The sequence below is a fragment of the Citrobacter sp. CF971 genome (assembly GCF_006385635.1).
Lineage (GTDB): Bacteria > Pseudomonadota > Gammaproteobacteria > Enterobacterales > Enterobacteriaceae > Citrobacter > Citrobacter freundii.
In genome coordinates, this window is record NZ_CP041051.1 from 2394100 (window position 1) to 2418548 (window position 24449).

The 24449-nt window shown below is 49.0% G+C and carries 19 protein-coding genes; 9 read left to right on the top strand and 10 right to left on the bottom strand.

Going from position 1 to position 24449, the window contains the following annotated elements:
- The first annotated feature begins 369 nt into the window (after nucleotides 1–369).
- From E6P06_RS15025 to E6P06_RS15050, 6 genes are all read left to right on the top strand, one after another.
- A complete protein-coding gene (locus E6P06_RS15025; protein WP_003843639.1) occupies nucleotides 370–921 on the top strand; it encodes a fimbrial protein in 552 nt (183 codons plus the stop codon).
- A 205-nt stretch (nucleotides 922–1126) separates the two neighbouring features.
- Nucleotides 1127–1831, top strand: a complete 705-nt coding sequence (locus tag E6P06_RS15030) for a molecular chaperone (protein WP_053088687.1) — start codon at nucleotides 1127–1129, stop codon at nucleotides 1829–1831.
- 15 nt (nucleotides 1832–1846) lie between these two features.
- Nucleotides 1847–4345 carry a fimbria/pilus outer membrane usher protein gene (locus E6P06_RS15035; protein ID WP_139935399.1) on the top strand — a complete coding sequence of 833 codons (2499 nt, stop codon included), beginning with the start codon at nucleotides 1847–1849 and terminating at the stop codon, nucleotides 4343–4345.
- Nucleotides 4346–4382: 37 nt separating this feature from the next.
- The gene (locus tag E6P06_RS15040) at nucleotides 4383–5462 is read left to right on the top strand and encodes a fimbrial protein (protein ID WP_128759066.1); all 1080 of its coding nucleotides are present in this window, start codon (nucleotides 4383–4385) and stop codon (nucleotides 5460–5462) included.
- 7 nt (nucleotides 5463–5469) lie between these two features.
- The gene (locus tag E6P06_RS15045; RefSeq protein ID WP_003843645.1) at nucleotides 5470–6192 is read left to right on the top strand and encodes an EAL domain-containing protein; all 723 of its coding nucleotides are present in this window, start codon (nucleotides 5470–5472) and stop codon (nucleotides 6190–6192) included.
- A gap of 18 nt (nucleotides 6193–6210) precedes the next feature.
- Nucleotides 6211–6774, top strand: a complete 564-nt coding sequence (locus E6P06_RS15050) for a transcriptional regulator (RefSeq protein WP_003843647.1) — start codon at nucleotides 6211–6213, stop codon at nucleotides 6772–6774.
- A 14-nt stretch (nucleotides 6775–6788) separates the two neighbouring features.
- On the opposite strand, the gene E6P06_RS15055 is transcribed toward E6P06_RS15050, so the two are convergent.
- Nucleotides 6789–7676 carry an AraC family transcriptional regulator gene (locus E6P06_RS15055; RefSeq protein WP_003843648.1) on the bottom strand — a complete coding sequence of 296 codons (888 nt, stop codon included), beginning with the start codon at nucleotides 7674–7676 and terminating at the stop codon, nucleotides 6789–6791.
- 322 nt (nucleotides 7677–7998) lie between these two features.
- On the opposite strand from E6P06_RS15055, the gene E6P06_RS15060 reads away from it, so the two are divergent.
- Complete coding sequence (locus tag E6P06_RS15060) at nucleotides 7999–8913, top strand: bestrophin family protein (RefSeq protein ID WP_016150234.1); 915 nt, start codon at nucleotides 7999–8001, stop codon at nucleotides 8911–8913.
- Here E6P06_RS15060 and E6P06_RS15065 read toward each other — a convergent pair.
- Both E6P06_RS15065 and tam read right to left on the bottom strand, forming a co-directional pair.
- Nucleotides 8910–9287, bottom strand: a complete 378-nt coding sequence (locus tag E6P06_RS15065) for a GFA family protein (protein ID WP_139935401.1) — start codon at nucleotides 9285–9287, stop codon at nucleotides 8910–8912. The genes E6P06_RS15060 and E6P06_RS15065 overlap by 4 nt on opposite strands.
- Nucleotides 9288–9419: 132 nt before the next feature.
- Entirely contained in the window at nucleotides 9420–10178 is a 759-nt protein-coding gene (gene tam / locus E6P06_RS15070) for a trans-aconitate 2-methyltransferase (protein WP_139935402.1), read from the bottom strand.
- Between the two features lie 110 nt (nucleotides 10179–10288).
- On the opposite strand from tam, the gene E6P06_RS15075 reads away from it, so the two are divergent.
- On the top strand, nucleotides 10289–10822 hold the full coding sequence (locus E6P06_RS15075; RefSeq protein WP_080602206.1) for a GNAT family N-acetyltransferase: 534 nt from the start codon (nucleotides 10289–10291) through the stop codon (nucleotides 10820–10822).
- Nucleotides 10823–11080: 258 nt separating this feature from the next.
- Here the strand turns inward: E6P06_RS15075 and E6P06_RS15080 are convergent, their stop codons facing one another.
- Genes E6P06_RS15080 through E6P06_RS15110 form a run of 7 tightly spaced genes read right to left on the bottom strand, consistent with a single transcriptional unit; the run spans nucleotide 11081 to nucleotide 18108 of the window.
- Entirely contained in the window at nucleotides 11081–11551 is a 471-nt protein-coding gene (locus tag E6P06_RS15080; protein WP_016150237.1) for a hypothetical protein, read from the bottom strand.
- Entirely contained in the window at nucleotides 11538–12302 is a 765-nt protein-coding gene (locus tag E6P06_RS15085; protein WP_016150238.1) for a winged helix-turn-helix domain-containing protein, read from the bottom strand. Before E6P06_RS15085 ends, E6P06_RS15080 begins: the two co-directional genes overlap by 14 nt.
- A gap of 55 nt (nucleotides 12303–12357) precedes the next feature.
- A complete protein-coding gene (locus tag E6P06_RS15090; protein WP_139935403.1) occupies nucleotides 12358–13014 on the bottom strand; it encodes a molecular chaperone in 657 nt (218 codons plus the stop codon).
- 7 nt (nucleotides 13015–13021) lie between these two features.
- A complete protein-coding gene (locus tag E6P06_RS15095; RefSeq protein WP_048216471.1) occupies nucleotides 13022–14365 on the bottom strand; it encodes a fimbrial protein in 1344 nt (447 codons plus the stop codon).
- On the bottom strand, nucleotides 14362–16839 hold the full coding sequence (locus E6P06_RS15100; protein ID WP_139935404.1) for a fimbria/pilus outer membrane usher protein: 2478 nt from the start codon (nucleotides 16837–16839) through the stop codon (nucleotides 14362–14364). Before E6P06_RS15100 ends, E6P06_RS15095 begins: the two co-directional genes overlap by 4 nt.
- A complete protein-coding gene (locus E6P06_RS15105) occupies nucleotides 16826–17539 on the bottom strand; it encodes a molecular chaperone (protein WP_230328679.1) in 714 nt (237 codons plus the stop codon). Before E6P06_RS15105 ends, E6P06_RS15100 begins: the two co-directional genes overlap by 14 nt.
- Before the next feature lie 14 nt (nucleotides 17540–17553).
- A complete protein-coding gene (locus E6P06_RS15110; protein ID WP_016150243.1) occupies nucleotides 17554–18108 on the bottom strand; it encodes a fimbrial protein in 555 nt (184 codons plus the stop codon).
- A 1001-nt stretch (nucleotides 18109–19109) separates the two neighbouring features.
- Here E6P06_RS15110 and E6P06_RS15115 point away from each other — a divergent pair.
- A complete protein-coding gene (locus E6P06_RS15115) occupies nucleotides 19110–24440 on the top strand; it encodes a peroxidase family protein (protein WP_139935405.1) in 5331 nt (1776 codons plus the stop codon).
- Nucleotides 24441–24449 lie beyond the last annotated feature (9 nt).

Below are 24449 nucleotides of genomic sequence, written 5' to 3' on the forward strand. Positions count from 1 at the left end.
ATTATCTCTAACGACATATAAAACTAAGTGCATTTTATCTGTTTCCGCATATAACATTTTTGATTCAACCTGTAAAAAAAGTTATAAATAAAGCTATATAAAAACCATGAAAAAATGAAGGCTTTTAGTGGGTGGGGATTACAAAAATTTCATTAAAAGATACCAATTGAAATTTTTGATGAGATATTTGTCGCGTAAGTTATTATCAGTAAGGAAATCTTAGGAAATAATTATGTTTTAAGTTTTTTCGTTAATTAAATAGTTGTTGATTTAATTTTGAGCCTGTTGATAATCAATTCAGCTTCTCAGAGAGACTCTGCTCTTTTGAAATGCACAACAACTCGTTATATTTTTATCAGGAACAACATAATGAAAAAAATCGCCGCTATCGTTGCATTCAGCAGCGTATTTGCTGTCTCTGCTGTTCAGGCAGCCGGAAATGGTACTATTAATTTTACCGGTGCGGTAAATAACCAGACCTGTAGTGCTACGATTAATGGCGCAACAGGTAGTACTGCGGCGGCTGTGACGCTGCCAACTGTTCAGGCAAATATTTTAGGTACCGCAGGTAATGTCGCGGGTCAGACATCTTTTAAAATGGATGTCACTGGGTGTGCGTCGACTAACCCAGCAGGCGCTGGCACTGTTAAGGCTTTTTTTGAAAGAGGAGCAAATGTAGACAGTAATGGTCGTCTTGTTAATACCAATACAACAGGTGCGTCCAATGTTGTGCTGGAGCTTGTCGACGGTTCCGGGAATACGCCAATTAAGGCAGGCGACATTGCGCAGAATACGGGTAACTACGTGCCTATTAGTGGTGGTAATGCAACTCTGCCATATGCCGTACGCTATTATGCAACGGGGGCAGCTACTGCTGGTGCGGTTGCGTCTAGCGTAACGTATTCGCTGATCTATAACTGATATCAGAATATTACTTAAGAAAATTTGGTAAAAGTATTTCTCCGAATAGTATAGATAAACATTTTCAAAGTGTTCTATAAACTCCAGTAATTTTCTTACTTCGTAACAAGCCGGAGTGGAAGGTTTTATGTCGAACCTTCCTCTCCGGGTTTTATAAAAATAAAGAGCATATCGTTAAATATTCTGTTTTAAAGGCAATGATACTATGAAACTGCACCGATTCTTTTCTGCTACAGCGCTTTTACTGGCTACGGGAATACCAGCGACGTATGCCAGTATTCAAATCAATACCACCCGAGTCATTTATCATGCTGCGGAAAAAGATATCAGCGTGCAAATTACGAATCCAGGAAAATATCCGGTATTGCTGCAAAGCTGGACCGATGACGGTAATCCAGAAATTAAACCGGACGCAATGCGCACTCCTTTTGTGCTGACTCCTCCATTGACGCGGGTGAATGCCGACGCAGGACAAACGTTACGCCTGTCATATACCGGGACTGCTTTGCCCGCCGACAGAGAGAGCGTTTATTGGTTAAACGTGCTGGAAATCCCGCCTGTAGGTGAGAAAGGGACAAATCAGGTGCAGGTGGCCTTTCGATCAAGGATCAAGCTGTTTTATCGCCCTGTCACACTTGACGACAAAGGCGCTCGTACGGCAATCGCGCAGCTGCGCTGGCAGGCGCAGGGTAATCATATCATCCTGAGTAATCCGACGGCGTACTACGTTTCTGCCGTGGCTGTAACCGCGACGCACGCAGGCAAAAAAACAACGATCCCCGCCGATATGCTGGCACCGCACGGCAGTCTCGATCTGACGCTTCCCTCTGGTGTAGTGGCGGATGGCCTTACCGTGGAAGCGATTAACGATTACGGCTCATCGGTTACAGAACCTGTAAACCGGTTGTAATAGCAGGGGATACTCATGCGTAAAACTTATCTTGCTGAAATGCTGTCGGCAGGGCAGCCCGTTGCCTGGATATATGCGTCATTACTGATCATACCTGTTATGGCAACGGCAGCGCCAGACGATGACGTTGAGTTCAACACCACATTTCTTGACAGCGCGTATACAGCGGGTATCGACTTGCAGCAGTTCAGGCAAGGAAACAGCTTGCCGGCGGGAGAGTATTTAGCGGATATCTGGCTAAATGATGAGTTGGTGGCAACGCAGAAAATGACATTCAATAAAACGTCTCAAGGAACGGTTGCTGCCTGTATGACTCCTGAGTTGCTGGCTCACCTGAATATTATGCCGTCCGCATTGCACGACATGGATAAGCTGACCCGCGGCAACTGCGTGCCCGTAGAGCAGGTGATTCCATCAGCAAAACTCACATGGAATAACAGCGAGCAAAAGCTGGTTATTGCCGTACCCCAGCAGGATCTCGCGAAAACGGCGCGCGGTACCGTGCCGCCATCGCTCTGGCAGGATGGCAGTCTGGCGGCATTTATAGGTTACAACGCCAGTGCCTATCAATCATCATCTGGTGGTGAAACGTTTAACTCTCAGTATTTGAGTCTGAACAGCGGACTTAACGTTGGAGGCTGGTATCTGCGACATAACGGTAGTCTGACCAATCAGACCGGAAGCGGCAATCGTTATCAAAGCATTAATACTTACCTCCAGCATGATGTCAGCTCTGTTCGCGGTCGTTTCCTGGTGGGTGAAGCTAATACCTCAGGACGTCTTTTTGATTCGTTGTCATATACCGGCGTCTCGCTATTCAGCGATGATCAAATGTTGCCTGAATCACAGCGCGGTTATGCACCTGAAATCCGCGGGATCGCCCGCAGCCATGCGCGCGTCACCGTACGGCAGAGCGGAAATGTGATTTATGAAACTACCGTTCCGGCAGGGGCTTTTGTTATTAACGATCTTTATCCTACCGGTTATGGTGGCGACCTCAGCGTGACCGTACGCGAAGCGGATGGTAGTGAAAGCACATTCCTTGTGCCTTACGCCTCGGTAGCAGATTTGTTGCGTCCTGGCGCATCGCGTTATGAAGCGGTGGCAGGGAAATACCGTCAGTCGAATGGGCGTGACGGTCAACCTTTTTATCAGGCAACCTGGCAGCAGGGTATTACTAACTTCTTGACGTTGTATGGTGGAACCCAATTTAGCGATGGCTATCAGGCGTATCAGGCTGGCAGCGCGGTATCGACCCCGCTGGGTGCTGTGGCGCTGGATGTGACCCAGGCTATGACCTCCACGAGCAGAGACAAACTGAGCGGGCAAAGTTATCGCATTACCTACAACAAACTCATTTCTGACACGCAGAGCAATATTGCGCTGGCCGCATATCGTTTCTCCACGCGTGATTATCTGGATTTTGCTCAGGCCATGGAGTACCAGAACTTGCAGAAAGGGGATGCGATTTATGCCGGGTTACTGTACCGGACCAAAAACCGATACAGCCTGACGTTAAGTCAGGGGTTGGCGGAAGGTTGGGGGACATTCTCTGCCACCGGGCTTTCGCAGAATTACTGGAATCGCAATGGGAACGACATGCAATACCAGTTTGGTTACTCAAACCGCTGGAAACGATTGAGTTATACCCTGACCGCTACGCGTAACCGTGCCCCAGAGGGAAACATGGAAACCAGTTGGCTGGTTTCCTTCAGTTTGCCGCTGGGTGAGGAGCGTCCTGTCACGTTTAGTAGTTCGGTTTCCCATGATAACGGTGGCTTGGCTGAGCAAGTTGCGCTGGCCGGAACTGGCGGAGATAAGCAGCAGATGAGCTGGGGCGTTTCGGGAACCCACAGTGAACAAAGTGGCAGTACCGGTAGCGTGAGCGGTCAGTACCTTTCGCCATGGACATCCGTCAATGCGTCTGTAGGTATAGGTCGGGATAACCATACCTTGTCTGGTGGGCTGTCAGGTTCGATGGTGGCGCATCCACACGGAGTAACCTTTACGCCTTATACCAGTGACACCTGGGTGGTAGTGAATGCCCCAGGTGCTGCAGGTGCGGAAGTGCTGAGTTATCCGGGATTAAAATTGGACCGCTGGGGCAATGCCGTCATGCCTGCCTCAATGCCATATCAGCGAAATTCGGTCAGCCTCGATCCGAAAAATCTGTCTCACCAGGTTGAACTCGAAAATACCACTCAAAATGTGGTGCCGCGCTCAGGTGCGGTAGTGGTGGCGGAATTTGCCACGCATCAAGGCTATGCCCTACTGCTGACGCCAGCGCAACCAGAAGTAAGTTTATCCTTCGGCGCGACGGTAACGGATAGTCAGGGAAATACCGTCGGCATGGTAGGGCAAGGTGGAATGGTCTACGCCCGGGTAAATACAAAAACAGGCCAGCTGTTTGCCACCCATGATGTAACAGGCAAAGCCAGTACCTGCATTATGCCGTTCAGCGTGACGGATGAAGCGAAATCGATGCAGCAGATAACCTATTCGTGCGGACGCTAAGACAACAGCCGCTTTGATTTACGTTCTTGGAGAATACATGTTCAGTTTGATTCGTTCCAAAATACATCTGCGGATAGTTCAGTTGCTCGTTGCGACGAGCGGGCTGTTATTTGCTGGCCATAGTCTTGCCGTCTGTTCGACTGGAAATCAGCAGTATACCGTTCAGGTTCCTCTCCAGGCTGCAACGTTTAGTGCCGGAGAGGATTTTCCAGTAGGGAGTAATATCCGCGTACAGCAGGTTCGTGGCTATACGGCTGTTCCTGTGACTTGTACTAATTCTGGTGCCTATTCGCGCATGAGTCTTTCAGGAGGCACGCTATACCCCGGTCAAAGCAACATCTATCAAACGGGGATTAATGGATTAGGGGTGCGTTTTCGTAACCCTTATGAGAATAAATATTATCCGTTTAATACTACCTGGATGGGTACTTACAGTCCTGATGGCTGGTTAGTGTTCACTATTGAGCTGGTCAAAATGGGGCCAATTACTGCCGGAACAGTGAATAGCGCACTTTTTCCGCAAGTGAGAATTGATGCTATAGATGCCGACAATAATCCAACTCGAGTGGCATGGCATACGATTACCGGCGGTTTTACGCTGCAAACGCCAACGTGTACGACGCCCAACTTTAATTGGGATCTGGGAACGACTAACACCACACTCTTACGAAATCAGGGTGACGCCAGTGTGTGGGTGGATACGCCAGTGACATTGACCGGGTGTTCTACATTCCTGGGTAATAACAGTAATGGAAGCTATACCCAGTACAATATTCAAGGTTTTAATTCTGGCAACGTATCCCAGTCAGGCAGTATTGCGCCAAACAAACTTACTATGACGCTGACACCGAACACCTCCGCTATTGATTCCGTAAATGGAATTGTCGCTCTGGATAATACGGCCAGCGCATCAGGATTTGGCGTACAGCTCGCCTCGAAACAATCAGGAACCTACGTTGCGCAGAATCTCGCGGGCAGTGTGGTTGTCACGCCGACGGTTGGAGACAGCAGTGGTTCAGTCCGTTTTCCGTTGGGGGCGCGTATCATCCGAACCAGCGATTCGGTGCAGGGCGGGTCGATCAAAACTAGCCTGACTTACACTATTAATTACCAGTAATCGCAGCATGATAAACAGCTATAAGCAACGTTATGTTTGTGAGCCGGTTTATACCATGGCGGGGCGTCTGGTTGCCATGGAAGTGCTGACATCGTTTACGACACCTGAAGGGAATGCGGTCTCATACAACGATGTGACCGATATTCTTACGCCGGAGTATAAATGGCTAAATTTTGTGCGCCAACTGTACGGTGTTAGCTGCTGGCAAAATTGGTTGGTTCGCCACCACATCGTTATCTCACTGAATGTGGATGCTGATACGGCTGTTTGGCTTCTTCGTGACAAGGCCGTACTTTCTATGATCGCTAAAATGCCGTTTATTCGTCTTGAGGTACATGAGCATTTCCCCACCTCAGACAAAGAAAAACGGGGATTACTGCATCATTTACGACCCCATGCCTCAATGTGGCTGGATGATGTTGGCTCCGGAAGCCATAACAATTTTGGTTTGCTGATCAGGGGATATTTTAGTGGGGCGAAGATTGATAAGTCTTTTTTCTGGCAACACCATGTCAGCGATAAGGCGTGGCTGGGAAAGGTTATCCGCGATCTGACTCGTTTTGCAGGAAATGTCATCGTGGAGGGAGTAGAACACACCGGCCACACAATGGCTCTGATGACGACCCCGCATTGCTGGCTTCAGGGGCATCTGTTTCAGCGTACCGATATTGATCGCATTCCAGAAGTTCCATTATGGATTAACTCCGTCTTAACCGCGCCATCAGGCTGATTTTCACAGGATAAAAAGGTGTATCTCGTCATTACTCAGGATCGTTTTTTATTTTATTCAATTTCCTGTATTTTGGGGCCGGATATGACAGAGCATATCCGTTGTGTAGAAGATATTTGTCTGCAACGTCATCGGCATGCTCATGTGATATTAGATACTTTTAAAAATAATGTCATTTATACGCCACTGGCCGAGCGGATTGCGCTGATTGAACCTGAACGCATGTATATTATGTCACCTTTTGGGATTAAAAAATGCTTTCCTGGAATGAAGGTGAGGTTTATCCCACGAGCAATTCAGGTACAAGATTTAAGAGAATTGGTTATTCATGGTAGGTTCTATGAATGGCAACCTAAAATATATTTAACCAGAAGACAACATCATATCATAACAATGACATTATTGCATAAGAGTCAGCGTGTGATTACGGATGACTTGAATATTTCCATAAAAACGCTCTTTAGCCACAAGTATAATATTATGTTATTGCTCAACCTTAAAAAGTTTAGTGGGTTATTGAGCCATCCGTTTTCTCTATACCTGCGTTATGAACAGCATGATATGCACGGTATGGCAGAGTAGTTTTGCATTGATAACTAACGTGCTTTCCAAAAATCAGCGGGTGTGCTCGACGTGATTTTTCGAAAGGCTTTATTAAATCCGGATAATGACTCATAGCCCACGCGTGATGTTACTTCTTCAACTTTGTAGCCTCTGCGCAATAAGTTGATGGCGATGTTAATACGCAGTCGGGTTACCAGCTCATTAGGAGTATAACCGCATATATCATCTATCTTTCTGATAAAGGTTGAGCGACTCATATTTACTTTACCGGCCATCATATCAATTGACCAGTCGAGTGTAGGGTTATGCATAATCTGCAATAAAAGATCAGAGAAGGGGGCGTGTTGTGAAATATCCAACAGTTTTATATCGACAAGATGTTCATCAACAATTTGCTCAACAATGTAAACCAATAAAAGATCGGTGAGTCGTGCGAGAGCCAGTTCGCACCCTGACTGTGAGACTGAACACTCCAGCTGTAAAATAGCAACTAGTTGGCTTATTTTCTGGCTGGATGTATCATCTTTTTTGATTATCATGAATTCCGGCAGTAGAGCAAAAAGAATTTCACCCTGTATGGTTTTTGGGTGCAAAAAACCGCACAGAAGGGCGGTATCGCCATCTTTAGGTTCACTGATGGAATACATCGATTTTTTTGGAATATTCTCGGCATTCGCCTCGGGAGAAGAGACCAAATAAAATGGCATATTAAAGAAAAAGAATACAATATCACCTTCGGACAGGTTTACGACAGTGTTACGATCGGTGAAGCGAAGCCAGCATTGCCCTTCCAGCACCAAATGAAAACTGGGCATACCGGTTGGGTATGTTGAGGCTTTCCAGTCGTCGCAGTACCTACCGAGATGAAAAACGGAGGTAGCAACATGCGTCTGATTCGCGAGCCATTCTTTAATGTACATAATTTATTCTCTGATTTTTATGTAATTTATATCCCAATGAATGACTGTAATGACCACTAATAAACTGAAGATACAATACCCGTCCGGTCATTCAATATAAAGTTAGCATACGTTATCTGTTTCTAATGTGAGGTATTTTCCGAATGGTAATGATAAATCTTATTTAGTTACAACATACAATAAGCACTTTCAAAAAACACCGTTCCGTAACTACGGAGTTGACTAAGTTTTTAGCAGGGAAGAAGCTGGTGTGGTCAGAAGCTTGCAACATTGATCGCAATCAAGTTTAATGCGTTGGCTCCCAACCATTTCTAAGATAACCATGATCGTTAGACCTCAACAACACTGGATACGCCTGATATTTGTCTGGCATGGCTCCGTATTATCAAAAATCTTTACCCGGCTGCTTCTTAATTTCCTTCTTTCTATTGTGGTTATTATCATCCTGCCATGGTATACGATGCTGGGTATCAAATTTACCCTGGCACCGTTCAGCATTCTCGGCGTGGCGATAGCTATTTTTCTGGGGTTTCGCAATAACGCCTGCTATTCACGTTACGTTGAGGCCCGACACCTGTGGGGGCAGTTGATGATAACTTCCCGCTCATTACTGCGAGAGGTTAAAACCACCTTACCGGACGACGCTGATCTGAGGTATTTTGTTCATCTGCAGATCGCATTTGCCCACTGTTTACGCATGACTTTACGCCGACAGCCTCAGGCAGAGCCGTTAGCGAAATACCTGAGCGAGAAAGATATGCAGACGGTATTTGCCTCACAATCACCGGCAAACCGCATCTTGTTGCTGATGGGCGAGTGGTTGGCCGTACGCAGACGTAATGGTCAACTGTCTGACATATTATTTCACAGTTTAAACAATAGGTTAAATGATATGTCTGCAGTACTGGCCGGTTGTGAGCGGATTGCTAATACCCCGGTGCCGTTTGCTTATACCTTGATCCTTCATCGTACTGTGTACCTGTTTTGTATCATGTTGCCATTTGCATTGGTGGTCGATCTGCACTACATGACACCGTTTATTTCAGTGCTTATTTCCTATACTTTTATTTCGCTCGACACGCTTGCAGAAGAGCTTGAAGATCCGTTTGGCACTGAGAACAACGATCTGCCGCTGGATGCGATTTGCAATGCAATCGAAATCGATTTGCTGCAAATGAATGATGAAACAAATGTGCCAGCAAAGCATATGCCGGATAAGCACTATCAACTCACTTAGCGACGTTCGTTTTGCCACCACGCGGGCTGCATATCGGAAAACGAATGAAACTCCGGTGCAAGGTCTTCATCGTTAGGATTGTCAAAAGCACCGGCTAAAAGCGCAATGACCGGGGCGTCATCGATAGCGCCCACGGAACTGCCGCACTGAGGACAAAAGGCCCGACTGGTCGTTTCTGATGAGCGCCAGGTTGTCGGTTTTCCGGCTTTTCCCGTCCATTCTACATTTTCTGCATCAAACTCAATCCAGACGACGGTAGGGGCGCCCGTATGTTTCCGGCATATATCGCAGGAGCAGGTATGGGAATTATTAGGACTGCTGGCTGTGAAACGGATCGAGCCACACAGACACCCACCAATGTAGACTTTAGACATAACAACCCCCCGTCAGAAACATGTTGCAAGACACTAGCAGAAGCCAGACATAGCCACTAGATCCTAATGATAAAAAGGCGAGGGTACGCATGGCTGATAGTTTATTCCTGTGATCTGCCAGATGATAAACGCTTAACTATTGCGTCTGGCAACAATAAATAATCGTGGAAATGCCAGTAAAATTTTGCCGTTCTCCTGCAACGGATATTGTTCCTGGAGCAGTTCATGGTAGCGCGCCAGGTAATGACGTTGCTCGCTTTCGCTCAAATCCTGCAACCAGGGGCGCAGGCCCGTTGAGCTTACCCAGTCGATAATTGCCTGATGCGAATCCATAATGTGATAATACGTTGTACGCCAGATATCTACATCACAACCCGCTTCGGTCAAAATATCATAGTAGGCGTGAACGCCAGGAAGCGGAGCACGGCCACGGTCTGGGTAATCTTGTTCATAAGCCACTTCGCGCATCAATACATGCGTTGGCTCCAGCCAGTTATCTGGCATTTGCACGGCCAGAACGCCATTGTGACTCAGTTGTGAGACCAGGTGCGGGAATAATTCATAGTGATCGGGTACCCACTGTAACGACGCATTGGCATAAAGCAGATCCACGGGATGCTCTGCCTGAAACGTACTGATATCCGCTTCAATAAAATGGCATTTTGGTAATGTGTTGCGCGCTTCATTCAGCATCGCGGGTGAGGTATCAACCCCAGTTATTTGAGCTGAAGGCCAGCGCTGATGCAGTAATGCTGTACTGTTTCCCGGGCCACAGCCAAGATCGACAACTGAACGAACACTTTCTAACGCCACTTTGCTAAGTAATTCCGCTGCGGGTCTTGAACGTTCAGTTTTATATTGCAAATAAAGCGAAGGGTTCCAGTCGGCCATGTATGAATCTCCAGTATAAGAAGAAAAGGCGGAAAGGGGGTTCATTAGTCCTTGCCGATGAGCAGCTTCTTTTAGAAGATTATATGAAAATGAATGATAAGGGCAGATTTATGCTGGAAACATCGAGACTGATTCTCCGTCAGTGGGAAGCGAAAGACAGAGCGCCATTCGCCGCGTTAAATACCGATTCCGATGTGATGCGTTTTTTTCCGGCTCCATTGCTACGGACGGAAAGCGACAATCTTGCCGCAAGGTTCCAGGAAGGCATTACAGAGCGTGGCTGGGGATTTTGGGCCGTTGAACTACAAGAAACACACCAGTTTGTGGGCTGCGTAGGTTTACATCCACAACCTGATAAGTTTCATTTTTCACCCTGTACTGAAATAGGCTGGCGTCTTGCGAAATCATTCTGGCATCAGGGGTTGGCATTGGAAGCTGCCGAAGCCTGCCTGACTTTTGCTTTCGAGGAACTGGCGTTAACTGAGGTGGTTTCTTTTACTTCGGTGCTGAACAAACCGTCTGAGAACCTGATGATACGCCTTGGCATGAGTAAAGCAGAAGAGTTTGTGCATCCCGCGTTGCCGCCAGATCATCGATTAGCACAACATGTCCTGTATCGTCTGATACGCAGCAGCGCCGTTTAACACTATGTTTCAGCTGCACAAGGACGACCAAAAAAACTCAGGTTCTTTCTTACTCCATCTTGGTGCGCATAATGTATATTATGTTAAATTGAATTTGAACTGTATTAGGCTTCTAACCCCATGGACCCGTTCAGTCTTCACCCCTTCTGCTTTCTCTGTCGATGAAGGTCTGAGCAACAAAGTTCGCTCCTGCAGTTGAAATGCTTTGAGCACAAGCACTCTGGATGCAAACTCTATACAGAGTGCAATCTCAACGGTTTAACGCTGACAAAACACCGACGGCGAACGGCTGGTATAGAACTGCCATGTACTGCTATTAAGTCGCAATATGCTGAAATAAAATGGTTCTTTGGGTTTAAGGAAAAAATCTGGCAACGTTCTCGCTAACAATGGATGAATGTTAGTGCCACCGGAACTTGAAGCGACATTTCCGGATTCCATAAAGTAATCATCATCCTTGCGGGTAAAGGTAAACCAGACATTTTGATTTACCGCCAGCTTTTCACCGTTATTATCAGTGATTTTTCCGCGTAAAATAGCCACCCCATTGCTGCCATTAAAAACGTATCTGACTGAAATATCACCACGAATATCTGGATACTCCATTACTAATTCTCCGGAGCAATCAAAATGTGACCGCTGCCAGTTTTGTAACGTCATCGTGACTGCAATTGTTAACGCTACTGCTAAGATGATGCCAACACACCATTTTATATTACGTCCCCACATGTCTGGACTCCGCGAAATAATAATGGGTCACACAATCATTATCCTGCCAGCGGCTAAATTGCTTTCGACAAGTTAATGCGGAGATCCGCGGGAAATTAGGATACAGCGTGAGATAAACCCAGGGATAACTTTGACAATCCAGCGTATTTGTTTTGATAAACTGCTGGTGCTGATCAAATTTAAGCACATCCTGATTGACGTACCAGTGGCATCCCTCCCCTACGCCTAAAGACACATAGCGACTGAGTTTGGGATCAAACTGTGCCTCCCAGGTCACTATTGCGGCTATAACGCAACACACAACACCCGCCAGAATCCAGCACAGTGAGCGCATACGCAGTGATTTTGTCACTGTATTTACCGGCGTTACCGATGGCGTGACAGAGAGATCGCTAAGCGGTTCTTCAATCTTCTGTTCCAGCACTTCCAGTTGTGGCTCCAGGCGGATCCCGACTTTCGGTACGGTTACGATAAGTTCTTCATTCAGGCCAAGTTCTTTAAACGCGCGACGCAGCAAGGAAATATTCTGATAGAACGTATTATTGGTGACCTGCGCACCGTTAATATACCAGACATGCTCAAAGAAATAATCACGTTCAATAACCTGCCCCTGTTGTTGAATTAATAATAGTAAACAACGGGTTGCCGGATTGCTTAATGTTATACGTTTGGTCTCATCTGATTTCGCGTAGAGTACGTTCCGCTCTGGCCAGAATACAACGGTACTGTTAAGCAAAAACACGTGTGCCATTATGTTCCCTGAATATGGATTTTTGTCAATTTAGCTAGCGCGAGCACTGCCAGCGTTAATTTACGACAGTTGAAAATCCCCAACGATTTCCTTCATCGTTAATCACAGTAAAGTTTATCTTATTATTCAGCATTTCAGGAGGTGCTGACTTAAAAATTACCTGCCGGGAACGCGGTGAAACCACTATTCCAGTTATGGAATAGTCTCCTGAAGTTACATTAGCCAGAGATATGTTCCAGGAACTCTGATTAACAGCGTAAATCCCCCCGTTTTCATGGTGAAAACTCAGAAGATTGATGCTTTTTTCAGTCAACACGCCTGTATTTTTCGGTCTCCATAGGACTTTTAGCTGATTTCTTAACGTTAAGCGCACTTTTTCACCAGTTAGGCTATTTTTCAACTCCGCTGGAACCTGGTACACGTTGAGCCAGAATAACGACTCATAATCGTTGGCAAGCCCCGCCCCAGTCGTCATCACCTTTATCTCTCGTTGTTCACCGGGGAGAATTTTTAGCACCGGGGGAAGCACGATAAAAGGCGAACTGGCCTGAGATGGCCCTTTCTCTGGCGTGCCGTCATCTACCCAACTTTGAACCACCACGGGATAATTACCGTCGTTGACTAACATCACCGAGCGTTGAGTCTCTCCGTGGTTGAAGATGACCCGAGTAGTACTGATGTTAACCGCTGCCTGCACGCCAAATGCCAACATCCAGAGGCTACTGAATACGCAATAAAACTTGTACATGTGACTGGTAGCCCCCCGCCGTTAACGTATCTGCACCAAAACTTGCCAGACGAGCTTCGAAGCTTTCGCTGTAGTAATTGATGCCATCCTGGCTGCCATTTTGCTGCGTATTGCTGCCAATGACTGGCATCCAGCCGCCTTCGCTACCGCTGCCGACAGTTGACACCGCCATAAAATTCACCGGACTACCCGCACGGTAAACACGCACGCCAACGCCGCGAGCCCGCCCGGGAGCGCCATATTGCGTATCTAATAGCCAGGTTACGGTTTTACCAGTAATCAAATTAAAACCCCAGGCGCTGTTGACGCTGCTTTCCGGTGCAAGCAGCCCCATTGCGACATTGCTCTTCCCGGTCGCCACACCGGAAACCACCGTTGATTCGCAGGCAAATCCTATCTGGAAGGGCGCTGATGAATACTCCCCCTGCTTGAGCTGGGCCACGGAAATTGGCGGCAGATGCACAACGGGCGTAAAATCGGTAACCTGACACATTGCTGCACGTTTGACGAAGATCCCGTTATTGTACAGGCTAATCACTGACGGCCAGTCATTCGCCCAGCCAGTCCAATTTCCTCCACGGTGTGGCTGACCTATCTTGATACCCCACGAAGTCGTACCGGGCCCACGAAAAACCACGTAAGCATTGGGATTCACATAACTATTGTAAGTAGCAGACTGCGCCTGGTTGGCGTAGTAGCGTGTATCCAGCGTTTTAATCAACTCGGCACTTATCGTCGAGAAGTTCTTGGCCTTAATCAGGAAGTTGCCATTGGTATCAAGATCCAGGTTTTCCAGTGGGCGTTGCTGCCAGCTGTCGGTAAAGACGCTGCCTGTCGCATCGTGCGTCAAGCGTAATGCGACGTTTTTCATGATGGTCAGATACGCGCCAGGTACATCCGTTGCTTCATACCAGCCAGCCACGGTGTCATCGCCGTTAGTTGACCAGGCTTCATAGAGTTGCCCGGCTGTGTCCGGTGTACAACGGAAAAATACCTGCTCAGGATCGTAACCGCCGCCTTTATGGGCATAAGTGGTAAAAGGGATCCCGCCGCTGGAGGTCAGGATCGTCCCTGCCGGCTGAAAACTGCTATTACTGGTGATATCGACAGACTTACTCAATCCCGGCAATAGCCCGTTCCAGGCATCGTTGCCGCCGCCGGAGCGCCAGTCATTGGCAATGCCGTCCGTACTTGCACTAAGCCTGTGCGTGCCTTGTGCGCCACTACTTCCTGATTTATATGGATAAATAATGTATTCACATGCGGCCTGTATCTGACAAGAAAACAGCGCCAGCACCAGAAAAAATAGTCTCATGAGCGCCCTTTTGTTACGCAAGCGACCGTTAATGCAATTAACGGTTCTGTACGTTGTTGTTGGTTAAGTTTCCACGGCAATGAACAATCACTGCTTTCCAGCATCAATAGTCCCTCTTCGTCTTCAACGCGGGCATATACCTGGTTCGCCTGGGCAACCATCCCGACTACACGACCTCGACCGTCGGTCACTGCCGCTCCCATCGGTAACGTCACGTCACACTTCACAGTGATGAGTAGCGGATAACCAGAGAGCGTTGCAAAACGCAGTTTTACTGCGGCCCCTGCCATTGGCGCAATGCGCCGTTGACTCTCCTGAAGCTCTGCGTTGGAGTTCATTCCACTACCGTCGAGAGTCACATTGTTATAACGATAAGGTGTCAATGAGGGGACCAGCGCATAACCCCCGCTGTTGACGGTTGCACCCTGTCCACCCCCGACTCTGGCTCCCGCAGCGCCTGGCGCTTCCACCAGGGCAAATGTGTCGCCAACCCACGGGCCGGCAACAATGCCATGGCGATGTACAACGAGCGCCCCGCGTACCCCTGCAGACCATTGCTGATAGTTTTGTGACTGTGAGACGCTGCCGTTTAGCGTGCCGAAAGCCGTATTTTTTTGCAGTGAACCACCCCAGTCGGTCACGCTGTTTGACTCACCTTGCCCCTGTTGCCAGCCAGTAGACAGCGCGTAATTAAGGGTTTCATCCTGATCAAGCGCACCAGACAATGCCAACTGCGCATTGCGCCCAGCCTGTTGAGCCTGACTCGCCGACAGCGCCAGCGTATGCTCACGTTCGCCTATACCCAAAGGCATTGAGACGGTAAGCGTTGCCATGTTTTCTTTTTGCACTTGTGAACGGTCGCCGTTACGCGACCAGGTGTCCTGTCGGCTGAATGACATACCTAACGTCATTCGTCCAAAGGTGGTGTTATACCCAGCCTGCAACTGAGTGCTGCTGCCACGGTCACTGTAGTAATCCATCATTGATCCCGACAGCCATAGGTTTCCGTAGCTGCTCAACGTTTGGTTCACCGTAACGGTAAACTGGTTTTTTTGACGCAGCGTATCCGAGCGCCATTGCGTATTGCTTCCGCTGACGCTTCGCTCACCCAGAACGTCACCGTAGTCACGATACCCTTCTGTGGAATAGCGATAACCCGCCAGCGCGACGTGAGTTCCTGTCGGGGTGAACGTTTTGCTCCAGTTGGTTTGCAGCCGCCAGCCACTCATGGTTTGAGAAGCAATCCGGGCCCGCGAACCGGTAACATCGACACCAAAAGCGCCCATCGACGTTGCCAGAACGCCTCCCATCAGCAGTGCCTGATAGTCGTCGCCGATCCGCAAAGCGCCATTAGCGGTCAGGAGATTCGTCATCCCGCGCTCCAGCGTGAAATCGGTAAACAGACCATCGGCCGCGCTGTAATCCCGGGTCTTACCTGCCACCAGACCGTAGCGCCAGACGCCGGGACGCAGTGATAAAGGTACGCTGGCATATGGCACGGTATAGCTACTCTTTTTGTTATCGGCGCCGGTGATTTCAACTTGTAAATCACCGTCCCAGGCTGTATTCGGCAAATCATCGAGTACAAAAGGGCCTTGTGGTACGCTGGTTTCGTAAAGCGTTCGACCATTCTGCTTAACCACAACGCGTGAAGGTGTAGATGCCGTACCACGAATTTCTGGGGCGTAGCCGCGTCGCGACTGTGGCCACATTCGTTGATCGGTTTCCAGTTTGACACCTGTAAACGCCATGCTGCCAAGCAGATTTCCCGAGGTGTAGCTTTCGCCTACCGTCAGTAAACTTTCCAGAGATGCGACAGGGTGTTGAAGCCAGGTTTGCAGCGCATCCCAACGTTGGCTTTCTCGATCGCCATCGCGCCGCCAGTTGGCAGACGACTGTTGGCGAAATTGCCAACTCCCCATGTTGAAGCCGCTGCTCAGTCCCAGCCAACCATAATCACTTTGCTGACCGTTATTTTTATTGTGATAGGCGTGCAGATTGTAGTTACTGAACAACACGCTCTCGCCGCTTTGCCACTGCGACGGCGGTACATAATCCATGGGGGTACGTTTTAATGCCGCCTGAGGAACGCTGAGATTCAGACGCAATAAGCTCTGGTCAAAATCCCAGCGTCCACCGCTGATCCGAGCTTCAGGGGCGAAGCAATCCTGCGCTTGTTCCGACGCTGCTGTTACGCCCTGTTCATCCCAGAATTTCGCCGGAAGACAGGGTTCGGTACGCCCTGCTGTATTCTGGCGAAACAACACATCATCCCGCCCTACATACCGTCCATTGAGCCAGATATCCACGCTATAACGTCCCGCGACCACCGCATCCGGATCGTTGAGCATTGCCAGGCTTTTTTCGTAACCACTCCCAAGCAACAATGTTTCGTCAAAGGTGTAATTGCTGGCAAAAACAGGCATCGCAGCTGGCAAAAAAAGCCACCACCAGCGTGGATTAGTTTCGGACATTGTCCTGTTTCTCCAATGCCACGCGCCCGCTTAATGAGGCTCCCTGATCGTTAATCCAGCGCATTTGCGCGTCGTTCAATTGCGAAATTTTTGCAGGCCACGACATTGTCGCCCACGGTGCGATCGTTTCGCTCTGAATGCGCTGTTTTTTTCCCGCACCGCTGACGTCAAGTGACGAGAGCGCAAGATAGAAACCACTGTTATTGCGTAAATGCAGCTTGCCATTCTGCAGCCAGACCCGGCTGGTGTTCGCCATCTCCAGCGGCGAACCCACCAGCCCTTTGGGTCTTACCAATACTTTTACGCGACTACGTACCAGCACCAGAAGCTGGTTATCGTTTTGCGCATCCTTATTTATGGGCGGGATCTGAATGAAGTTAAACCACCATAGCGATTCCCTGTCCTGTGCAACGGGTTTGCCGATGTAACGCAGCCGCACAGTTTGCCCCGCGTGGGCCGCCATCCGAAAGACCGGTGGAGTGGTGACAAAAGGAGCGGCCGCAGTTTGTGGTACGGATTGTGCATCGCCATCATCAAGCCAAACCTGAACGACACCAGGGACGTCGCCGCGATTAGTTAATTGCACACTGACTTCCCGGCTGTCTGCCGGATAGATTATCCGGTTGCCGGTCATCACTATGCTTGCCTGCACGCAGAAGCACATCATCATTCCAACTAAACCAATAGCCAATCCTTTCATCACGCAGATCTCGCTTACAAATAGGAAATGGCGTATTGCACAGTGCCGACAACTGTCCCGGCGGTTGCTCCACCGTTCGGGCTAAAATACTGCACGGCAAAGTCGTGCTCACCGGACGTATTTCCGGCCGCAACGGTGATTCCTGCAACTGGAGTTCCAGTACGCAAATCAATCGGCGTAGTGCCCGCGCTATCGGTCAGCAGTTGTAATTCAACATTTTGCGCTGTACCCGTATTAGCCAGGTTTCCACGCTCGGTCATATTATTTGCAACGAAGACGGTTTTAATATCCAACGCATTAGAATCAACAGTACAACCAGTAACGCCGAGGGTGAATGTTGTCAGACCTGCTGAAGATGCTGCCGCCGCGAGATCGCTTTTCGCAACCGACGGCAGTAATACTACCGGCCGTGCATTTACACCGTTAACCGTGACCTCGCAAGTTTGTTCGGTTACTTCGCCTTTAAAGGTGATGGTATTTGCTGAATCAGCATACGCTATCTGCGCTAACAATAACGCAAGGCCACCAGCTGCAAATATGTAACTGGTATGAGGATTATTGATTTTCATATTGTCTGTCCTTAATTAATAAATACATCGGTATCGTAATAAATAATTCAATAGTCCCTCTCCGCTGAGAGCGGAGTATTTATTGAGGGATACAGCGACGCCAGTAATGTCTTATGACTCCGTAGGATTAACCCTACGATGACTGCTAGTTTAAGAATAATCCCAAAAATTAAAACCTTTGTTTTCTCAAATCATATTAGGTCGGTCTTAAATAAGATCTAAATCTCGATGCTTTCGATGTAAATCATTGTTTATGTTAAATTTTATCTATAGGCGTATTTTCCCTAAGAAAAATTTTCTTAACCCGAATTAAACACGATAAAGACCATATTCATCACAGGTTAATGCAGCCATAGCCAACCTTTTGACCGTTTAGTCTTAAAGTTAACCTTCGTTATTACCCGTGTTCGTACTGGTGTTAACATAACTTGCCCGGGTTAATTCAACCTGGCAAAGTAGCACATAATTTTAAGATGAGAGGAATGTTTAACCGAGATAACGTTATATTTTCCTCATAAATTGAAGCGTCAATGCAGTCTACTCAGCGTTGTCTTCGGTGTAAAAATAAATTGCCACCCCCTAATGTAAAGAAATGAAAATACAATCTTATTCATAGAAAAGTATGAGTGAAGTCGGCAAAGGAAAAACCATAGTTATGATCATCACAGAAATGTAATGTGAGAAAAAAACAACACATCTAACCCTTACTACGCTCAAACTTGCGACGCAGCAGACCTTGAATATGCCTGATAATTCAAGAGAACAAGTGTGTCTCTTGCACACAAATAGCAAACTTTTAAACCTGCGAATACATTATTTCGCGATGTGAATATCCACGAAGATGACGCTAAATACGTCATTGATAATCTGAGCATTTTATTAAATGGAGTTGTACAAGCAATAACAATCAAGCACTAAATACGACTCATTCTCACATGTTTTTTATAAACATGAGAACGAATGATGATAGCTAATACAAGTAAAGATAGGGGTAATGACTTATGGCCTCACAATATGACTTTACTGTCACCCTGCACGATCTTGCTTTTATTCTTAAGCAGATCAAAATATCCGAAGCGGCAACTAACCCAGACGGGAGCGTTAATGCTGAAATGCTTCGGGAATTAGTCTCCAGTCCACTCTTGCCCTATGGACTTCGCACGGTAGATGGCTCATGGAATAACCTTTTACCAGGTCAGGAGTTATACGGTTCTGCCGATCAGACAATGCCGAGATTAACCGCATTAAACTGGCAGGATGCGGATCAAATGACCAGCTATCTCCAGATTGGTGGCACTGTTATTGATGCCGACCCACGAATAATTAGCAATTTAATTTCAGACCAGACGGCCTCAAACCCGGCCGCGCTGGAGGCTTTTAACGCATTAAAAGATGCGCCCGGCGGCGGGACTGTTACTGGGGATGGCAGCTTATCCATCCCCAATCAGTCTCCCGATATTGGGCTCTCCCCTGCGTTTAACGGCTGGATGACCTTCTTTGGCCAGTTTTTCGACCATGGTCTGGATCTGATTCCGAAAGGAGGCAACGGTATCGTTTTCATTCCGCTCCAGCCCGATGACCCTTTATATGTTGAAGGGTCGTCGACAAACTTTATGTTATTAACCCGGGCAACGGTGGATGAAAACCGAGAGACAGTAAACCTGACGACCCCCTTCATCGACCAAAACCAAACCTACACCTCCCATCCTTCACATCAAATTTTCATCCGCGAATACGTCATTATTGATGGGAAACCTGAGCCTACCGGGAATTTATTGGGTGGTGCAAACGGTGGACTGGCGACCTGGGCTGACGTTAAAAACCAGGCTGAAACCCTGCTTGGCATTAAACTCACCGATCAGGACGTGTTTAATGTTCCCCTGCTGGCAACGGATCGCTACGGTAATTTGATTTTAAGTGAAAACGGAAAGGTACAGATTGTTACCACCGGGGGGCTGGTTGAAGCCAACGGAGGCCTGTTACCCGCGGAGACGTTCCGCACCGGTCATGCGTTTCTGGATGACATCGCTCATACTGCCGTGCCAAAAGCTGGTCTGCTGGCAGATGATGACAGCGCCATCGGCGGAGAAGGACCGCAACCGGCAGGAACCTATGATAACGAACTGCTCGATCGCCACTTTATCACCGGTGACGGGCGCGGGAACGAAAATATAGGTTTAACTGCGGTGCACGCCGTTTTTCACAGCGAGCATAACCGCCTGGTTGAGCAGTATAAAACCACTCTGCTGGAAACCGGCGATATCGACCTCATTAATCAGTGGTTGATGCCCAACCACCAAATCACGGAATTACCTGCCGATACCAATACTCTGGTATGGAACGGTGAGTACTTATTCCAGGCAGGCCGCTTCTCCACGGAAATGCAATATCAGCACCTCGTATTCGAGGAGTTTGCCCGTACCGTACAACCTGCCGTCGATCCGTTTGTCTTCTCCAACACGGCGGATATTAACCCGCTGATCTTTGCAGAGTTTGCGCATGTTGTTTACCGTTTTGGGCATTCAATGCTGACAGAAACCGTGGCGCGTACCGACATTGATATGCAAAGCGGTGATATTGACCTGATTTCAGCATTCCTGAATCCGGTAGCATTTAATCAAATCAACGGGGCCACCGTCACGGACGATCAGGCTATCGGCGCAATCGTGCGTGGTATGACGCGTCAGGTGGGTAACGAAATTGATGAATTTATTACCGATGCTCTGCGTAATAATCTCATCGGCCTGCCCCTCGATTTAGGCGCGCTTAATATAGCCCGTGGCCGTGACACCGCAATGCCGACGCTGAACCAGGCCCGCGAGCAGTTTTTTGCTTTAAGCGGCGATAGCCAACTAAAGCCTTATACCAGCTGGGCTGACTTCACTACCTACCTGAAAAATCCCGCTTCAATCATTAACTTTATGGCCGCCTATGGCCAGCACGAGCTGATCCTCAACGCTACCAGCCTTGAAGGTAAGCGCGCAGCGGTTAACTTCCTGTTATTTGGTGATGCTAACAATTCCCCGCCTGCGGATGCGATGGATTTCTTTAACAGTACCGGAACGTGGGCAACCAAAGAGACCGGTCTGAATATGGTCGATTTCTGGATTGGCGGGCTGGCAGAGCGCAAAAATGAATTTGGCGGCATGCTCGGCTCAACCTTCAACTTCGTCTTTGAAACACAAATGGAAATGCTTCAGGACGGTGATCGTTTTTACTATCTGAGCCGCGTTCAGGGGCTGAACTTACTCAATGAACTGGAGGCCAACTCGTTTTCCGCGCTGGTAATGCGTAACAGCGATCTTGGTGATGAGGGTTCCTCCCACCTGCCCGCTAATCTGTTCCAGACACCGGACCATATTTTTGAAGTGAACCGCGTGCTGCAAACGGAAATCGACCCGAAATGGGGTAATCCGCTGAAAGATCTGCTCTCGCCGTTGTTGGTGCGTCGCGACCCAGGGGTGGATGTTGACGGCGATAGTTTTGCCGATGGTGGGTATCTGAAATATACCGGCGATGGGCATGTGGTGCTTGGTGGGACGGCAGGCAACGATACGTTAATCGGCGGTAAAGGGATCGACAGCCTGTGGGGCGATGGCGGAGATGACCGACTGGACGGCGGTGACGAAGCAGATGTGGTCCATGGCGGTGACGGTGATGACATTATTACCGATACCGGAACGCCTGTTGGTGATGCGGACTTCCTGCATGGCGATGCCGGACATGACGTTATCTTTTCCGGTAACGGAAACGATCTGGTCTTTGGTGGCAGCGGCAGCGACTTCGTGGTGGTCGGCGAAGATGCGCAGGAGGTCTTCTCGGGTCAGGATAACGACTTTGCGCTTGGCGGCTCGGGTGGTGATTTCCTTATGGGCAACGAAGGCAATGACTGGCTGGAAGGCGGCGACGGGTTTGACACGCTGGCGGGTGACAACTCTGAGTTGTTCTTCAACAGTACCATTATCGGTCACGATGTCCTCAACGGTCAGGGTAACGACACCGACTACGATGGCGAAGCCGGTGACGACATCATGGTTCAGGGCGCGGGGATCCAGCGCAATAATGGCATGGCCGGTTTCGACTGGGCTATCCATAAAGGCGACCCAAATGGCGCTAACTCTGACCTTGGGATCCCTATTTTCGTCAACCAGCAGGAGTTTATTCTACGCGACCGTTTTGATCTTGTTGAAGGGCTGTCGGGCTGGAAACACGACGATATCCTGATCGGAACAGAACAGCCGATAGGTACTGCGCCTGTTCAGGGCGTTCCCCTCTCTAACAACCTGACCCAGGAAGGTGCGGACCGGATCAACGGTCTACAGGCTATTCTCGGCGTAGAGCGTTCTACAAATCCGGACGCGGTGCTACTGAACCCTGATGATGGTAGCGATATTTTACTCGGCGGTGGTGGTAGCGACCGCATTATGGGTAAAGCTGGTAACGATATCATTGATGGTGATGCGTGGCTCAACGTTCGTATTGCCGTTACGGGTATGGCGGGACTCACCAGCGCCGAAGGTATGGCCGAACTGAAATCGTACATGCTGGCCGGCACGCTGAAACCGAATCAACTGTCGATTGTGCGCGAAATTCTGCATGAAGGTAACGGCACGGAAACTGACGTCGCGGTGTACCGTGATGTCAGCAGCAACTATGTCTTTACCCGTATGGCGGACGGTAGCCTGCGCGTCGATCACGCTACGCCGGATGCCACGCTGAACCTGAATGATGGCATCGATCGTCTGTTGAACATCGAAAAACTGGAGTTTGGCGATGGGAAGCAGCTGTGGGTGACGGGGCAACAAGCGACGGGCGATCTGATCATCAGCAATCCTAATCCTTCGGTGGGTGACCTGCTGCGCGTCAACGTGGCGAACTTGCTGGATGGTAACGGGCTGGCGGCGGATGTGGCCATCACTATGACCTGGCAGGCATTCGTCAACGGCCAATGGCGAGATCAGGCAACAGGCGTTGAGTTCAGAGTGCCTGGCGCTATTCAGGGCGCACCGTTGCGTGTGGTCGCCAGTTTTAACGACCGCATGGGTGACGCTGAAACCCTGGTGTCGGCACAAACTCAGGCAATCCTCCCGCGCAATCAGGCCACGACCGGTGTGCCAGTAATTAACGACCTCACCCCAACTGAAAGCCTGACGCTGACAGCGGTGGTTTCAGGCATTTCTGACGCTGATGGTCTGAGCGGCGGTAATTTCACTTATCAATGGAGAATGAGTTCGCCAACCGGATTCGTCAACATTAACGGTGCGACATCCGCTACCTATACGCCGGGCCAGGCTATGGTCGGCAGAACGTTGCAGGTGGTCGTTACCGTCGTCGACGATGAAGGCAACCCCCCTGTTGTCCTGACGTCGACCACCACCCAGCCTGTAGGCGATCTGATTGTTGGTACCAACGGGGCTAACACCCTCGTCGGTACTGCCTGGAGCGATATCCTGCGCGGTGAAGGCGGTAATGACACCTTACTTGGCGGTGCAGGTGACGATCTGCTCATCGGCGGTGCTGGAAACGACAATCTCTCTGGTCAGGCGGGACAAGATATTCTGCAAGGTGATGCCGGTAACGACACGCTTGATGGCGGGCTTGGTGCCGACAGTATGACCGGCGGCGCGGGCGATGATACCTACATCGTTGATGATTTCGGTGATGTGGTTATCGAAGGTGTGAATAGCGGTACGGACGTTGTCCGAACCAGCCTCAGCAGCTACGACCTCACCGATAACGTGGAAGAACTGGTATTTACCGGCAACGGCAGTTTTATTGGTACCGGTAATGCCATTGCAAATACCATCACGGGCGGTTCTGGTAACGACTATCTGTTTGGTATGGGCGGTAACGACCAGTTGTTTGGTGGTATCGGGAATGACTTCCTCGATGGCGGAGATGGCGCTGATAACCTGCAAGGTGGTGTTGGCAACGACGTCATGATTGGCGGTGCGGGCGCGGATACCCTCTCCGGCGGTAGCGGGGACGATATTCTCAATGGTCAGGAAGGTAACGACATTCTGGACGGTGGTACCGGGAGTGACATCTTCGCCTTTGGGGCCAACTTTGGGCAGGACCGAATTACCGGTTTTGACAGTAACCCCAACGGCGGGCAGGACTTCCTTGATCTCGTCTTGTTAGGTATCAACGCGGGTAATTTTGCCAGCAACGTGTCTATTACCGGAAACAATGGCAACACCATTGTGACTATCGGTACAGACACCATCACATTGGTGGGCGTCAATTCGACCACCGTGAATATTGGTGACTTTTATCTGGAAATGCCCACTACCCTTGCCAGCAACAATGGCAATAGTTCATTGATCGTATAAGGAGAAGAC